Raw genomic sequence first — 14773 nt, forward strand, 5'->3', positions numbered from 1 at the left:
TCGGCTACTTGAGCACGAACGTCGCCGGCTCGCTGGTCAGCTCGCCGATCGCCGCGGTGAACTTGTAGGTCCCCGGCAGCGGCTGCACGTTGACCGCCTTGCAGCCCGGTGCGGACCGGGTGCGGTTCCAGGTGAACTTCGCGCTTTCCTTCTGGCCGGCGGCAAAACCCAGCACGACGTCCTCGCCGTTGCTCAGGCAGTCGACCGTGGAGAAGATCCTGTCGGAACCGCTGGAGATCAAGAATTCCTGCTGGCTGGTGCCGACGTTCAGCTCGCAGTCCCGCTTGGACGTGTTTTCAATTCCAAGGGTGAGCACCGGGTCTTCGCCTGATGCGTAGGACTGCTTGTCGGTGGTTGCAGTGATGGCGATTTCCCCGGCTTTGCAGGCGTTGGATGCCGATTCTTCGGAGGGCCCGGAGGTGTTGGGCGAGGCTTCGACGGGAGCGGGCGTCGATGCCTTGGGATCGTCGCCTGTGCCGAACATCCCGATGACTGCGGTGACACCCCAGGCAATGAGGCCTACAAGTACGAGAGCCAGAACAGCCACGGTGATGCGCCGGCGCCGGTAGACGCGGGCCGATGGCTGGCCCCCCGATGTGTTGCTCATGGCTTAAGGCTAGTTCATTGCATGGCCGCACCGTGTGACATCCAGCAGTTCTGCACCGTGAATCCGCTGACTTAGAGTGGAAGTGTGCAGCAAATCCACGAGAAGATCAATCATTGGTATCTGAACAACCAGCGCGACCTGCCTTGGCGTCGTCCCGGGGTCACCGGGTGGGCGGTCATGGTCAGTGAATTCATGCTGCAGCAGACGCCGGTGGTTCGGGTGCTTCCGGTCTGGGAAGAGTGGATGAAGCGTTGGCCCGCCCCGGAAGATCTGGCGGCAGAACCGTTGTCCGAGGCCTTGAAGGCCTGGGGCAGGCTCGGATATCCGCGCCGCGCCCAGCGCCTGCATGCGGCGGCAGTGGAAATCACCACCGAATACAACGGACAGGTGCCGCAGACCGAAGCCGAGCTGCGGAGGCTGCCCGGAGTAGGAGACTACACCGCAGCAGCGATCGCCTGCTTTGCTTTCGGCGAGCCCACCGTGGTGGTTGATACGAATATCCGCCGCGTCCAGGCCAGGCTGTTCGGAGGCATGGCGCTGCCCGAACCCAGCCCCCGTGCCAGCGAGTTCGCACGGGCCCGCGAGGTGCAGCCGGCCGGCCGCCGGGAGGCAAACCTCTGGAACATCTCCGTCATGGAGCTCGGTGCCCTGGTCTGCACCGCGCGCAGCCCCAAGTGCGAGTCGTGCCCGGTCTTTGACGACTGCGCCTGGATCGCCGCGGGCAAGCCCGAACCGCACTACACCCCCAAGGGGCAGGCGTGGCATGGCACCGACCGACAGGTGCGCGGAGCCATCATGGCAATTCTGCGCGAGCACGAAGATCCGGTGCCGGAAACAACGTTCCTGACGGATCTCTCAACGCAAACCCACGCGATGTACGTGGCTTTGGGCAAGCTGGAATCCCCGCTGGAACAACGCGAGCGGGCGCTGGCCGGGTTGCTCAAGGACGGCTTGGCTGTTGCCGAACCCGACGGCGTCAGGCTGCCTTCCTGAGCGGCGGCTAAAAGGTACTGCCAAATCCCGGATGCGCACCTAAGCTAAGTGCATGGATATCTCTTCCGCTGCCGGCAAGGCGCGCCAGACGGCCCGGAGCCCGTGGTTCCAGCGCGCGGCGCGGCTCGGCTACGTGGCCAACGCGGTGCTTCACGCGATGCTCGGATTCCTCGCCTTGCTGCTTGCTCGCGGCGATAGCGCAGAGGCAGACCAGAGCGGGGCATTGCAGACGTTGGCCGCCCAACCGTGGGGGATCGTGCTGTTGTGGGTTTGCGCGATCGGAGCTGGGCTGCTGGGTTTCTGGTCCCTCGCGCAGGCAGCGCTCCCCCAGCCCAAGGTACTCAAGAGGCTCAAGCATGCCGGAACCGGGATCGTTTTCCTCGTGCTGGGCGGCGCATTTTTGCAATTCGCGCTCGGCAACCAGAGCGATTCGGGGCAGGCCACCAGCTCCTTCAGCGCAGCGCTGATGCGCTCCGCCGCTGGCCGTGGAGCCTTGATTGCGCTGGGTCTGGTGCTGATCGGCGTCGGCGGCTACTTCATTTACCGGGGGATTACCCGCGGATTCCTGAAGGACTTGCAGACCTCCGGCCATCGGGGGCTGCGCAAGGCGATCACCGTTTCGGGCGTCGTCGGCTACCCGGCCAAGGGCCTGGTGCTGGGTTCGGCGGGGCTGCTCTTCATTGTTTCCACCGTGCAGGGTGATCCAGAGGAATCGACCGGCATCGACGGGGCGCTGAAAGCGCTGGGCAGCCAGCAGTTCGGCCCGCTTGCCCTGGTGCTCGTTGGCGCGGGTCTGCTGTCCTATGCGGTGTTCCTGGTCTTCCGTTCCCGCTTCGACACCATGGAGGATTGAACTATAGGGAAATGATCATTCGGGTGTTGCCCAGCGTATTCGGCTTGACCCTTGCCAGGTCCAGGAATTCGGCCACGCCTTCGTCGCGGGACAACAGGATTTCCTGGTACACCGCCGGGTCCACGGCGCTCTGGTCCGCCATGACGCTGAAGCCCTGGCGTTCGAAGAACTTCACCTCGAAGGTCAGGCAGAAGACCCGGTGCACGCCGACCTCGCGCGCCCTCCGAAGCAGCTCGTTGAGCAGCACGTGCCCCACGCCCTTGCCGCGCAGTTCGTTGGAGGTGGCCAAGGTGCGGATCTCCGCAATGTCTTCCCAGATCACGTGCAGTCCGCCGCAGCCGACCACGTTTCCGTCGGCGTCCTCGGCGACCACGAATTCCTGGATGGACTCGTAGTAGGTCACCGCTTCCTTGTCCAGCAGAATGCGTTCCTCGGCCAGTGGCCGCACGAGGTTCCGGATTGCAGGGACATCGCTGGTCTTCGCTGAACGGACGGTATAAGTATTCACCTTTTAAATCCTATGCCTGCAGGGTCGCGGATTCGAGCATCCGGGTCGATATGTCATGGAAGGCACCGTGCCGCGTGACCTGTGCCAAACTTGGTGTCGGTGATGGCCGCCCGCTGAATCGAAGGATGAAAATGTCGCAGAGCACAGCACGCCCGGGATTGGGGCTGCTATCCGTCCTTCTTGCCGCGGTAGGCATCGCCCCGCTGCTGAACTACGGGCTCAGCGCCACCAGCGACTTGATCATCCGCGATCTGGGCATCAGCGAGACGCAGTTCGGGTTGCTCGCCACGGTGTGTTTTGGCTGCGCGGCCATCGGCAACGTGGCTTTCGGCAAATTCGCCGACCGGCAGGCCGACATCAGGTTGCTCCTGCTGGTCTTCGGCATGGCGGCGCTGGCCATGGGGCTTGCAGCGCTCCCGGCCGGGTATGCATTCCTGCTGCTTGCCTCGGGGATCTCAGGCTTCGCCCAATCCTTCCCCAATGGCGTCACCAACCGCATTCTCGCCCAGCGGGTGCCGCACGACCAGCGCATCGCCTGGACGGGTGTCAAGCAGTCAGGCGTCCAGGTGTCGCAGCTGATCGGCAGCGTTGGCTTCCCCATGCTGGCCGCGGTCATCGGCTGGCACGGCGCCTCGCTGGCCGGGGCCGTGGTCGCTGCGCTGCTGGGAATCCTGGCCGTCAGGGTGGTAGCAGCTGTCCCGCTACTGCCGGTTCCGGCGCCAGCGAAGCCCCGCGCCGGGGCTGGGCGGCCGGCCGGCTCGGATGCGGCCTCAACCCGCTTCATCATTTTCGCGCTGACCCTCTTCGGCTTCATCAACGGCATCGGCGTCCAGGCGACGAACGTCTACATCCCCCTTTTTGCGGTGCGCGAGTTGGATTTCTCGCTGGTTGCCGGTGGCCTCACCGCCGCGGTGGCCGGGGTGGTAGGCATCAGCGCCCGCGTGGGCTGGGGCAGGATGATGTCGCGCGGTGTTCCCGCACCGAAGTTGCTGCTCCTTCTGGCGGTCCTCGCCACCGCCGGAGGCGTCAGCTTCCTGATGGCCCAGCAGGCGCATTCGGCGACCCTGCTGTGGCTTGCGGTGGTGCTTCACGGTGCATCGGCGCTGGGCGTTTCGGTGGTGTTGATGGCCGCGCTGCTGCGCGCCATCCCGATCAGTCGGATGGGCAGCGCCAGCGGCATCGTCTCGGCGGGGCAGTTCGGCGGTTTCACCGTCGGCCCACTGGCCATGGGCCTGCTGATCAGTTCGCCGGGCGGCTTCACCGCCGGCTGGATCGCCGTGGTCTGCATCTACCTCAGTTGCACCCTGCTCGGCCTTTTCCTGGTGTTCCGACGTCGCAGGAGTTCCTAGCCCATGGACGCCAAGATGCTGGAAACACTGGCCCACCTGCGCCGCGCCAGGGATTTGATGGACCGGCACTATGCTGAACCGCTGGATGTGCCCGCGATGGCGCAACGCGCACTCATGTCTCCCGCGCATTTTTCGCGCGAGTTCAAGCGGGCCTACGGCGAGACTCCGCATTCCTATCTGCTGACCCGCCGCATCGAACGGGCCATGCATCTGCTGCGTGCCGGGGTCGGTGTCACCGATGCCTGCATGCAGGTGGGATGGACGTCGCTGGGATCCTTCAGCACCCGCTTCACCGAAGTCGTCGGCGAATCCCCTTCGTCCTACAGGGCACGCGAGCATTCGCAGACCGAACAGATCCCGTCGTGCATTGCCAAGGTTCTTCTGCGGCCCGAAAGATTCTGAGCAGTTTTGAAGAAGCGGGGCGGCGGCAAGCTCCCCTAGTCTGAAATCATGACAAACATTTCAGTTCAATTCGTTCCGGTCACCGTGCTGGATGTAGACGAAGCCCTGGCCTTCTACCGTGACGGCTTGGGGCTGGAGGTGGTCTCCGACGTGTCCAACGCCGGGTTCCGCTGGGTCTCGCTGTCCGTCCCGGCCCAAGGCGGGCTGAACCTCGTGCTTTCCGCACCCGGCGCGGGACGCTCCGACGAGGATGCGCAGGCGCTCGGAGAATTGGTGGCCAAGGGCGCCATGGGCGGGCTGGTTCTCACCGTGCCGGATCTCGATTCGCTGTTCGAATCCTTGTCGGCAAGCGGAGCCGAAGTACTTCAGGAACCCATGAAGCAGCCATGGGGGCCCCGCGACTGCGCGTTCCGGGATCCATCCGGCAACATGGTCCGCATCAACCAAGCAGCTGAGGAGCAAATATCATGACCACCACGGATCAGGAAGGTTTCAGCGCCGCCGAGAAGGCGGCGATGAAGGAGCGCGCAGCGGAAGTCCGCGCACCGAAGAAGCGCATGACCAAGGCCGAAAAAGCGGCCCAGGCCCGCAAAGACGTCGAAGAAAAGATCGCCTCCTACACCGGCAGCGACAAGGAAATTGCGCAGCGGCTGCACCACATCATCACCACAACCGCGCCCCAGCTTGAGCCCAAGACCTGGTACGGGATGCCCGCCTACGCGTTGGACGGCCAGATCCTGTGCTTCATCCAGGACGCAGCGAAGTTCGGGGCCCGTTACCTGACTCTCGGTTTCAACGATGCGGCCCAGCTGGATCACGGAACGCTGTGGCCCACCGCCTACGCCATCACCGCGCTGGACGACCAGCTCGAGGCGCAGGTCATCGCGCTGGTCGGCAAGGCCGTCGGTAACTAGCCCAGGGTCTCCCGCTGCGCTTCGGGCAGCTTCCGGCTCAGCACCGCGGCCGCGGCGCTGAAACCCAGGAGCAGCGCAAGCAGGCTGTAACCGATCGTGTCTGCCCCGTGGTCCCGGGTTCCGGGAACGCTGGCGGCCAGCATCATGCCCAGCCCCAAGGCCAGGACCCCGTAGCCTGCGGCCAGGAAGCACACGACAATCGCTTTGGGGCCCGCGTACCAGTGCCCCAACGCGGTGAAGTCGTTGCAGGTCCACGCCCCGATGCCGAAAGCCGCCACAGCTATGCAAGCAGCAACACCCAGCACCAGGGGTGTCGAACCGTAGCCTGCTCCATCCGGCCCAAGATGACGGACGATCTGTTCGGGAAGTCCCGCCCGCAGCAGCAGATAGGACCCGGCATAGAGCAGCAACGCTGCACCGGGCCCGATCAGCAGGAAAGAATATTTGCGGACGGCAGACATATCCCGAGCCTACCGGCTCGATGTCGACGGCTCAATCACCGTTAAACAGCCCGCGGGGCGCTGACTTGGATTTCTCCAGGTCCGCGCCCCGCGGGTTGTTTCGTGCTTGGTCTAGCTTTCCAGCGCGGCCGGTGCCGGTTCGCCTTCAAGTTCGCCGGTGCCGCCTTCGGCGTGGAAGCTGAACTTCCGGTTCTCGCCTTCGCCTTCGACGTCCACGGTGATCTTCTGGCCGGTAACGATCTGGCCGAAGAGGATCTTCTCGGAAAGCTGGTCCTCGATGTCGCGCTGGATCGTGCGGCGCAGCGGGCGGGCGCCCATGGCCGGGTCGTAGCCGCGCTGTGCCAGCAGGCTGCGGGCCGCAGCGGTCAGCTCGATGGTCATGCCACGCTCGTCCAGGCGCTTGCGCAGACGGCCGATGAACAGGTCGACGATCTCTTCGATCTCTTCCTGGCTCAGCTGCGGGAAGACGACGATGTCGTCAACGCGGTTCAAGAACTCAGGGCGGAAATGCTGGCGCAACTCCTCCTGGACCTTGGCCTGCATGCGCTCGTAGCCGGTTCGGGTATCGCCCGAAGCCTGGAAACCTGTCATGACACCCTTGGAGATGTCACGGGTACCCAGGTTCGTGGTCATGATGATGATGGTGTTCTTGAAGTCCACCACGCGACCCTGCGAGTCGGTCAAACGGCCGTCTTCCAAGATCTGCAACAGCGAGTTGAACAGGTCCGCGTGGGCCTTCTCAACCTCGTCGAACAGCACCACGGAGAACGGACGGCGGCGGACCTTCTCGGTCAGCTGACCGCCCTCTTCGTAGCCGACGTAGCCTGGAGGCGCGCCGAAGAGCCGGGAAACCGTATGCTTCTCCGAGTACTCGGACATGTCCAAGGTGATCAACGCGTCTTCCTCACCGAAGAGGAACTCCGCCAGCGCCTTGGCCAGCTCGGTTTTGCCCACGCCGGTCGGGCCGGCGAAGATGAACGAGCCGCCCGGGCGGTTCGGATCCTTCAGGCCAGCACGGGTGCGTCGGATCGCCTGGGAGATGGCCTTGATGGCCGAATCCTGGCCGATGACGCGCTTGTGCAGTTCATCTTCCATGTTCAGCAGGCGCGTGGACTCTTCCTCGGTCAGCTTCACTACCGGGATGCCGGTCGAGTTGGCCAGAACCTCGGCGACGAGCTCCTCGGTGACCTCGGAAATTTCGTCCAGGTCGCCGTTGCGCCAGGCCTTTTCCTTGTCGTTGCGGGCCTCGATGAGCTTGGACTCCTTGTCGCGCAGCGATGCCGCACCCTCGAAGTCCTGTGCGTCGATGGCCGCTTCCTTCTCGAGGCGGACGGTGGCAATTTCCTCGTCCATCTCCTTCAAAGCAGGAGGCGCTGTCATGCGCTGGATCCGCAGACGTGCGCCGGCCTCGTCGATCAGGTCGACTGCCTTATCCGGAAGGAAGCGGTCCGAGATGTAGCGGTGCGCCAGCTGGGCGGCGGCCTGCAGCGCGCCGTCGGTGATGGTCACGCGGTGGTGCGCCTCGTAGCGGTCGCGCAGGCCGCGCAGGATCTGCGTGGTCAGCTCAACGGAAGGCTCCTTGACCTGAATCGGCTGGAAGCGGCGCTCGAGGGCGGCATCCTTCTCGATGTTCTTGCGGTACTCGTCCAAGGTCGTGGCACCGATGGTCTGCAGCTCGCCGCGGGCCAGCATCGGCTTGAGGATCGAGGCTGCGTCGATGGCGCCTTCGGCGGCACCGGCACCGACCAGGGTGTGGATTTCGTCGATGAAGAGGATGATGTCACCGCGGGTGCGGATTTCCTTCAGGACCTTCTTCAGACGTTCCTCGAAGTCGCCGCGGTAGCGGGAGCCGGCCACCAGCGAACCGAGGTCAAGCGTGTACAGCTGCTTGTCCTTGATGGTCTCCGGGACGTCGCCTCGCACGATCGACTGGGCCAGGCCCTCGACGACCGCGGTCTTGCCGACACCCGGCTCGCCAATCAGGACCGGGTTGTTCTTGGTGCGACGGGACAGAACCTGCATGACGCGTTCCATCTCGTGCTCACGGCCGATGACCGGGTCCAGCTTGCCTTCGCGGGCAGCAGCGGTCAGGTTGCGGCCGAACTGGTCCAGCACGGCCGAGCCTGCCGGCACGCCTTCCTGCTGGCCGCCCGAGCTGACGCCGGCCGAGGCGGTTTCCTTGCCGCCCTGGTATCCGGAGAGCAGCTGGATGACCTGCTGGCGGACGCGACCGAGGTCGGCGCCGAGCTTGACCAGCACCTGGGCAGCGACGCCCTCGCCTTCGCGGATCAGGCCGAGCAGGATGTGCTCGGTCCCGATGTAGTTATGTCCCAGCTGCAGCGCTTCGCGCAGCGAGAGCTCCAAAACCTTCTTGGCGCGAGGAGTGAACGGGATGTGACCGGAAGGCGCCTGCTGGCCCTTGCCGATAATCTCCTGAACCTGCTCGCGGACGGCACCCAGCGAAATATTCAGCGACTCGAGCGCCTTGGCGGCCACCCCGTCGCCTTCGTGGATTAGACCGAGCAGCAGGTGCTCGGTGCCGATGTAGTTGTGGTTGAGCATGCGCGCCTCTTCCTGGGCGAGCACGACAACTCGGCGGGCACGGTCGGTAAATCTCTCAAACATCTTCGGCACACTCCTTGCTTACCAATAGTTCGATGCTACGCACCCTCGGCCAGCAATTCTCCCTTGTTCGCCACGGGGATAACCCGCACCGCTACTTCACGCTCGATTCAGTTCGAAGCGATTACCGATAGTAGATAGAATTTCATTTATTTGTACACCAAGTAAATATCGAGAGAAATTATCTTCGGTTAGTGATTAAAACAGGAAGCCCGTACTTAAAAAGTACGGGCTTCCTAAAATAGAGGCTTATTCCCAGCGCTCGAATTACTTGGCGCGGTTGCGACCACCCTTGCGCATTGCCGCATTGTAGGCGTCGACAACATCGGCGTTAAGGCGCCCGCGGGCGTTTACCTTGATGTTGTTTTCCTTGGCCCAAGCACGAATTGCCGGGGCTTCACTTGCCGCGGTTTGCTTCGACGAGCGCGCTGCCTCAATATAAGGCTCCAGGGCCGCATGGAATTGCGCAGCGTGCTCATCGTTCAAATCGATCTCAAAATGCTGGCCGGCGATACTGAAGGCAATAGACTCTGTTGCCTCGCTGCCATCAATATCGTCAATCAGCGCAATTTGAACCTGACGTGCCATTTGAGAATTCCCTCCGGCTCTAATTTCGTTGAGTAGGGCTAGTAAGCGTTACTCCAATTTCGTAGCTCAAGTATAGACATTAATACGAAACATTCCGAATTAGAAGGTCAATTCACAAGGAATTATCAGGAATAGCTTATTCGAGAGTTGAACGAGTATCCGATTCGGTGCGGTTCTCAAATTGTGCATCGGCTTCTGATTCTGCCTGCCGCTCTTTGCGATCAGCATTGGTAAGTGCTTTCATTACGTACCAAAAAAGCAGGCCAAGCGCGATGCTGGGAACGAACGCCTCTACAAATGGCATGGTAATTACGCCTCCGGCTTGAGAAGTGGGAACAAAATGGTCTCGCGAATACCTACATCGGTAAACAGCATGACCAGACGGTCGATGCCCAGGCCGATACCTCCCATTGGAGGGGCGCCGTATTCCAGTGCACGCAGGAAGTCCTCATCCAGCTGCATGGCTTCCGGGTCTCCGCCGGCTGCCATGAGCGACTGCTCGGTCAGGCGCTCGCGCTGGATGACCGGGTCGATCAGCTCGGAAAACGCGGTGCCGCGCTCCATGCCTCCGATGATCAGGTCCCAGGCTTCGATGACACCTGGCTTGGAGCGGTGCGGGCGTGCCAGCGGCTGGGCCAGCGGCGGGTAGTCGCAGACGAAGGTGGGGTCGATCAGGGTCGGTTCAACGATCTCCCCGAACAGCTCGATGACCAGCTTCTGGGCGCCCCAGGCCGGGTCGAACTTCACCTCGTGCTTCTGCGCGATTTCGCGGAGCACCGAGGCCTCGGTTTCCGGGGTGATCTCCACGCCGACGGCTTCGGAAAGGCCCGGGTAGACGCTCAGCCAGCGCCATTCGCCATCGAGGTTGATGGTGCCCTTGGCGGTCTCGATGGTACGGCCGGCGCCGATGGCATCCGCCGCGTTCAAGATGATCTCCTTGATGCGGTCCGCCATGACGTACTGGTCGGCGTAGGCCTCGTAGCATTCGAGGGTGGTGAACTCCGGCGAGTGGGTCGAGTCGACGCCCTCGTTGCGGAAGATGCGTCCCACTTCGAAGACGCGGTCCACTCCGCCCACGACGCAGCGCTTGAGGTACAGCTCGGTGGCGATGCGCAGGGTCATTTCCTGGTCGAACGCGTTCAGGTGGGTCTTGAACGGGCGAGCCGAGGCGCCGCCGTGCACCAGCTGCAGCATCGGAGTTTCAACCTCGACGTAGTCGCGGTTCTCCAGGGTGTTGCGCACCGCGCGGACAATGGCGGCCCGCTTGTAGACCATCTCGCGGGCTTCGTTGCGCACGATCAGGTCGGCGTAGCGCTGGCGGACGCGGGTTTCCTCGTTCAGGTCGGCGTGCAGCACCGGAAGCGGGCGCAGCGCCTTGGACGCCATCTGGAAGGAGTCGGCCATGATGGACAGCTCGCCGCGGCGCGAGGAGATGACCTTGCCGGAAACGAAAACGTGGTCGCCCAGGTCGACGAGCGACTTCCACTGGGCCAGGCGCTCTTCGCCGACATTCGCCATCGAGAGCATGACCTGCAGCCGGACTCCGACGCCCTGCGGTCCACCCTCCTGGAGGGTGGCGAAGCACAGCTTGCCGGTGTTGCGCATGAAGACGATGCGCCCGGCAATGCCGACGATGTCCTCGGTCTCTTCGCCCGCTTCCAGATGCGCGTACTTTTCGCGCACCTCCTGCAGGGAATGGGTGCGGGCAACGCCAACTGGGTAGGCTTCCTCACCAAGCGCCTGCAGCTGGTTGCGCTTATCGGTGCGGACCTGACGCTGGTCGTTCGGATCAGGGGCCTGTGCGGAATTAATTTCGGAAGTCACAATATCCCATTCTACGCGTGATTCCGGGGCTGTTGGCCTGATCATGACCAGACTTACACCCCGCACCCCGGTTAACCAGCCGGGGCGCGGAAGGCCTGTGCCTTCCGCGCCCCGAATCGGTCTACCAGATCACTACGCGCTCTTCCGGGTCGAGCCACATGCCGTCCCCCGGCTTGGTCCCGAAGGCCTTGTGGAATGCGTCCAGGTTCTTCGGCACCTGGTTGCAGCGGAACTCCCCGGGAGCGTGCGGATCGGTGGTCACGCGGATGATCGCGGTCTCCGGGCGGATCAGCGTGCGCCAGCACTCGGCCCACGAGTAGAAGAAGCGCTGGTCGCCGGTGACTCCGTCGATGACTTCGTCCTCGACAATGCCGTTGGCCGCGAGCTCGAGCTTGTAGGCCTTGTAGGCGATGCCCACGCCGCCCAGGTCGCCGATGTTCTCTCCCAGCGTCAGCGCGCCGTTGACCTGGTGGTCCGGCGCTTCGGTCGGGCTCAGCGCGTTGTACTGCTCGACCAGCTTGCCGGTCAGTTTCTCGAAGGCTTCGCGGTCGGCATCGGTCCACCAGTTGGTCAGCTGGCCGCTGCCGTCGTACTGCGAGCCCTGGTCGTCGAAGCCGTGCCCGATCTCGTGGCCGATCACCGCGCCGATGGCGCCGAAGTTGGAGGCGATGTCGCGGTCCACGTCGAAGAACGGCAGGCGCAGGATCGCGGCCGGGAAGGCGATCTCGTTGAGCAGCGGGTGGTAGTAGGCGTTGACGGTCTGCGGGTACATGAACCACAGTTCGCGGTCCACCCCGTCATCGATCTTCTTCAGCTCGCGCCTGAACTCGAACTCGTTGGCGGCCGCGCGGTTGGCGATCACGTCCAGCTCGTCGGTTTCGATCGAGGAGTAGTCGATCCACTGGTCCGGGTAGCCGATCTTCGGGCGGAACTTGGAAAGCTTGTCCAGCGCCTTCTGCACGGTGTCTGCGCCCATCCACGGCAGGTTGCTGATGGAGATGCGGTAGGCCTCGATCAGGCGCTGCACCAGCGCGTCCATGGCGGTCTTGGCCTCCGGAGGGAAGTTCCCGGCCACGTAGAGCTGGCCCAGGTCCTCGCCGACGGCGCCCTCGGTGAAGGCCACCCCGCGCTTCCAGCGGTCCTTGAGCTTCTCCACGCCGCCGAGCTTGGCCGAGTAGAAGGAGAAGTTCTCGTTCACGAAGGCGCTGGACAGGTATGGCGCGAACGAGCGCAGCACCTGCACGGTCAGCCAGTTCTTCCAGGCTTCCAGCGGATGCTCTTCCAGCAGCCCGGAGAGCGCCTCGATATAGCTCGGCTGCCAGACCACCACCTCGCTGAAATACTTCTCTTCGATGCCGGCGCCGCCCAGCCAGCTACGCAGGCCCGGCATGAGACCGAATAGCTCCGCACCGGGCAGCAGGTTGTAGCGGGCCTGGGCATCGCGCACCTTGACCCGGTCCCAATGGTGGGAGGCGATAGCGGTCTCCAGCTGCACCACTGAGGCCGCGGCGGCTTCGGCGTCCTCGATGCCGCCCAAGCCGAGCAGGCGCGCTAGGTGCCCGCGGTAGTCCTCGACGGTCTGCGCGAACTGCTCTTCGCGGTAGTAGGATTCGTCCGGCAGGCCAAGTCCCGCCTGCAGGAAGGTCAGCAGGTTGCGGTCCGGGTCTCCGGCGTCGCTCATCGCGCCGATGTCGACGAAGCCGCTGATGCCCTTGCGGTAGAAGGAGCCGGAGAGCTCGAGCAGCCCCTGGACGTCCTGGACCTTTGCGATGGATTCCAGGTAGCTGGCCACCGGATCCGCGCCGCGTTCCTCGATGACCTCCTCGTTCATGAAAGAGCCGTAGAGGTGGGCGATCCGCCGGGTGGCGGCGTCGATCGGCGCGCCGGAGGCGTGCGCCGCGACCGCGTCTTCGATGATCGCGTGCACAGCTGCTTCGGCCTCATCGCGCAGTTCCATGAAGGAGCCGTAAATGCCCTGGTCGCTGGGGATGGTCGCGGTCTCGAACCATTTGCCGTTGCTATGGCGGTACAGGTCGTCTTGCGGGCGAATGGCGTCGTCACGGTACTTCAGGACATCAGGCAATTCGGTAGTCAAGGAGCTGCTCCTTCGTAGAAGTTCGGGCTAAATCTATTACACACTGTAGCCAGTTCTTCCGGAATAGGATCAGTCTCTGGAAGTCATCCACCCACGGCTTAAATGCCTGCTGCCCCGAGCACCAGGGTGTTCGGGGCAGCAGCTACATCAGAAACCTTGCAGGCTGGAACGATTCGCCGCCATCAGCAGGCTCCTCGTGCCTGGCTTCAGCTCCAGATATCGTCGCCGCGCAGCGAGGCATCAGCGCCGCCGTCGATGTAGATGGTCTGGCCCGTTACGTGGGTGTTTTCCTCGCTGGTCAACCAGAGCAGCAGCTTGGCGATGACTACCGCTTCCGAGTGGTAGTTCAGAGGCATCGGAACGTGGGCGTCAACGCCGGCACGGCCTTCTGCGGTCGAGAGCATCTCGCGGGTCATGTTGGTGATCACGGTGCCTGGTGCAACGGCGTTCAGCGGGATGCCGGCGCCTGCCCATGCAGGGGTGATGCATTCGCGGCGGACCCAGCGGCTCAGGGCGCGCTTGGACGAAGGATAGTTCAGGTAGCCGGTCTTCGGGCCCTGCTCTTCCAAGGACTTGCCGATGGCCAGGGCGGCCTCTTCGTCTCCCGACAGCAAGGCGTCGACAAGCTCGGCCGAGTTTGGCTGCAGCGATGCCATCGACGACACCACGGCTACTCGTGGGGCCTCGGACTGCGACAGTGCAGGCAGCAGTCCCTCGAGGTACTGGGTAACGCCGAAGAAGTTGACCGCAACGGTCAGCGCCTTGGGAGCAGAAATACCCGCAGCTGCGATCACTGCATCAATCTTGCCTTCACTCAAGCGCAGGGTCTCTTCGATCGCTGCCTTGCGGCCTTCAGTGGTGGAGAGATCCGCGGTGATTTCCGCACCGCGTAGGTCCACGCCGATGACTTTCTGGCCGCGTTCGCGCAGAAGTTCTGCGGTTGCCATGCCGATTCCGGATCCTGCTCCAGTTACGATGTAAGTTCTCAAAACCTGAGTCCTCGATTCATCTCGATGTCTGTCGCTGAACCGCAGAAGTGAGTTCGCGGTGAGCGCTTAAAAACAGACTAGCGACAAAAAGGCGTTTAGCAGGAAATCGGTCTTGGTCCGGAACTCCATTGTCTAAGTCAATTATCAGCATGAACCAGCATGGAATTGAGCTTTTAAATGGCGAAGGCCCTGACACACTGTGCCAGGGCCTCCCCGTTAACCACGTGCGGCCCCGGACACAAATCCAGGGCCACACATCTTCAAGTTAAGTCCGGCGGTGACCTACTCTCCCACACCCTCACGAGTGCAGTACCATCGGCGCAATGGGCCTTAGCTTCCGGGTTCGGTATGGGACCGGGCGTTTCCCCCACGCTATGACCGCCGTAACAATCACGAAGCACACAAACCACAGGTGATCCGGCACTAACGTCCTGCAAAAAAACTTCTTCAGGTTTCGAGGTTGTTGTCTCGTAACCGCATAGTGAACGCGAACAGCAAAAATATGAATTTTGTCGACACACAATCTTATAGTGTGTTGTAAGTCATCGGCCTATTAGTACAGGTCAGC

At 63.0% G+C, this 14773-nt stretch carries 15 protein-coding genes and 1 rRNA gene; 6 read left to right on the top strand and 10 right to left on the bottom strand.

What is annotated here, in order from left to right:
* Positions 1–4 precede the first annotated feature (4 nt).
* Positions 5–607, bottom strand: coding sequence for a hypothetical protein (locus IEY43_RS16390; RefSeq protein WP_188949834.1), 603 nt, complete (start codon positions 605–607; stop codon positions 5–7).
* 84 nt (positions 608–691) lie between these two features.
* On the opposite strand from IEY43_RS16390, the gene IEY43_RS16395 reads away from it, so the two are divergent.
* Together IEY43_RS16395 and IEY43_RS16400 are read left to right on the top strand one after the other, a co-directional pair.
* Complete coding sequence (locus IEY43_RS16395) at positions 692–1600, top strand: iron-sulfur binding domain-containing protein (protein ID WP_188949836.1); 909 nt, start codon at positions 692–694, stop codon at positions 1598–1600.
* 52 nt (positions 1601–1652) lie between these two features.
* Positions 1653–2453 carry a DUF1206 domain-containing protein gene (locus IEY43_RS16400; protein WP_188949838.1) on the top strand — a complete coding sequence of 267 codons (801 nt, stop codon included), beginning with the start codon at positions 1653–1655 and terminating at the stop codon, positions 2451–2453.
* Between the two features lies 1 nt (position 2454).
* On the opposite strand, the gene IEY43_RS16405 is transcribed toward IEY43_RS16400, so the two are convergent.
* On the bottom strand, positions 2455–2961 hold the full coding sequence (locus tag IEY43_RS16405; RefSeq protein ID WP_188949840.1) for an amino-acid N-acetyltransferase: 507 nt from the start codon (positions 2959–2961) through the stop codon (positions 2455–2457).
* Between the two features lie 131 nt (positions 2962–3092).
* Between IEY43_RS16405 and IEY43_RS16410 the strand changes: the two genes are divergently transcribed.
* Genes IEY43_RS16410 through IEY43_RS16425 form a run of 4 tightly spaced genes read left to right on the top strand, consistent with a single transcriptional unit; the run spans position 3093 to position 5626 of the window.
* Entirely contained in the window at positions 3093–4310 is a 1218-nt protein-coding gene (locus IEY43_RS16410) for an MFS transporter (RefSeq protein WP_229777457.1), read from the top strand.
* Positions 4311–4313: 3 nt separating this feature from the next.
* Positions 4314–4712, top strand: coding sequence for a helix-turn-helix domain-containing protein (locus IEY43_RS16415; protein WP_188949842.1), 399 nt, complete (start codon positions 4314–4316; stop codon positions 4710–4712).
* A 48-nt stretch (positions 4713–4760) separates the two neighbouring features.
* Positions 4761–5183 (top strand): VOC family protein, encoded by a 423-nt coding sequence (locus IEY43_RS16420; RefSeq protein ID WP_188949844.1) that lies wholly within the window; start codon positions 4761–4763, stop codon positions 5181–5183.
* Complete coding sequence (locus IEY43_RS16425; RefSeq protein ID WP_188949846.1) at positions 5180–5626, top strand: iron chaperone; 447 nt, start codon at positions 5180–5182, stop codon at positions 5624–5626. Before IEY43_RS16420 ends, IEY43_RS16425 begins: the two co-directional genes overlap by 4 nt.
* Here IEY43_RS16425 and IEY43_RS16430 read toward each other — a convergent pair.
* The 8 genes from IEY43_RS16430 to rrf form a co-directional block, all read right to left on the bottom strand.
* The gene (locus tag IEY43_RS16430) at positions 5623–6087 is read right to left on the bottom strand and encodes a hypothetical protein (RefSeq protein ID WP_188949847.1); all 465 of its coding nucleotides are present in this window, start codon (positions 6085–6087) and stop codon (positions 5623–5625) included. The genes IEY43_RS16425 and IEY43_RS16430 overlap by 4 nt on opposite strands.
* A 111-nt stretch (positions 6088–6198) precedes the next feature.
* Complete coding sequence (locus IEY43_RS16435) at positions 6199–8712, bottom strand: ATP-dependent Clp protease ATP-binding subunit (RefSeq protein ID WP_188949849.1); 2514 nt, start codon at positions 8710–8712, stop codon at positions 6199–6201.
* Between the two features lie 264 nt (positions 8713–8976).
* On the bottom strand, positions 8977–9297 hold the full coding sequence (locus IEY43_RS16440) for a histone-like nucleoid-structuring protein Lsr2 (RefSeq protein WP_047117705.1): 321 nt from the start codon (positions 9295–9297) through the stop codon (positions 8977–8979).
* 136 nt (positions 9298–9433) lie between these two features.
* Positions 9434–9601, bottom strand: a complete 168-nt coding sequence (locus tag IEY43_RS16445; RefSeq protein WP_188949851.1) for a hypothetical protein — start codon at positions 9599–9601, stop codon at positions 9434–9436.
* Between the two features lie 5 nt (positions 9602–9606).
* Complete coding sequence (gene lysS, locus IEY43_RS16450) at positions 9607–11166, bottom strand: lysine--tRNA ligase (protein ID WP_229777458.1); 1560 nt, start codon at positions 11164–11166, stop codon at positions 9607–9609.
* A gap of 76 nt (positions 11167–11242) precedes the next feature.
* Complete coding sequence (locus IEY43_RS16455; RefSeq protein ID WP_188949855.1) at positions 11243–13216, bottom strand: M13 family metallopeptidase; 1974 nt, start codon at positions 13214–13216, stop codon at positions 11243–11245.
* A 206-nt stretch (positions 13217–13422) separates the two neighbouring features.
* The gene (locus IEY43_RS16460; protein WP_188949857.1) at positions 13423–14205 is read right to left on the bottom strand and encodes an SDR family oxidoreductase; all 783 of its coding nucleotides are present in this window, start codon (positions 14203–14205) and stop codon (positions 13423–13425) included.
* Between the two features lie 269 nt (positions 14206–14474).
* Positions 14475–14591: ribosomal RNA gene (rrf, locus tag IEY43_RS16465) — 5S ribosomal RNA — on the bottom strand.
* Positions 14592–14773 lie beyond the last annotated feature (182 nt).

The sequence above is a fragment of the Glutamicibacter protophormiae genome (genome assembly GCF_014647495.1).
GTDB classification, from domain to species: Bacteria; Actinomycetota; Actinomycetes; order Actinomycetales; family Micrococcaceae; genus Glutamicibacter; species Glutamicibacter protophormiae.

Bases quoted from the DNA above. Each gene is read 5' to 3' on its own strand.
- IEY43_RS16390 (WP_188949834.1), bottom strand. From the start codon at position 607: ATGAGCAACACATCGGGGGGCCAGCCATCGGCCCGCGTCTACCGGCGC.
- IEY43_RS16400 (WP_188949838.1), top strand. From the start codon at position 1,653: ATGGATATCTCTTCCGCTGCCGGCAAGGCGCGCCAGACGGCCCGGAGC.
- IEY43_RS16410 (WP_229777457.1), top strand. From the start codon at position 3,093: ATGTCGCAGAGCACAGCACGCCCGGGATTGGGGCTGCTATCCGTCCTT.
- IEY43_RS16415 (WP_188949842.1), top strand. From the start codon at position 4,314: ATGGACGCCAAGATGCTGGAAACACTGGCCCACCTGCGCCGCGCCAGG.
- IEY43_RS16420 (WP_188949844.1), top strand. From the start codon at position 4,761: ATGACAAACATTTCAGTTCAATTCGTTCCGGTCACCGTGCTGGATGTA.
- IEY43_RS16425 (WP_188949846.1), top strand. From the start codon at position 5,180: ATGACCACCACGGATCAGGAAGGTTTCAGCGCCGCCGAGAAGGCGGCG.
- IEY43_RS16430 (WP_188949847.1), bottom strand. From the start codon at position 6,087: ATGTCTGCCGTCCGCAAATATTCTTTCCTGCTGATCGGGCCCGGTGCA.
- IEY43_RS16435 (WP_188949849.1), bottom strand. From the start codon at position 8,712: ATGTTTGAGAGATTTACCGACCGTGCCCGCCGAGTTGTCGTGCTCGCC.
- IEY43_RS16440 (WP_047117705.1), bottom strand. From the start codon at position 9,297: ATGGCACGTCAGGTTCAAATTGCGCTGATTGACGATATTGATGGCAGC.
- IEY43_RS16445 (WP_188949851.1), bottom strand. From the start codon at position 9,601: ATGCCATTTGTAGAGGCGTTCGTTCCCAGCATCGCGCTTGGCCTGCTT.
- lysS (WP_229777458.1), bottom strand. From the start codon at position 11,166: ATGATCAGGCCAACAGCCCCGGAATCACGCGTAGAATGGGATATTGTG.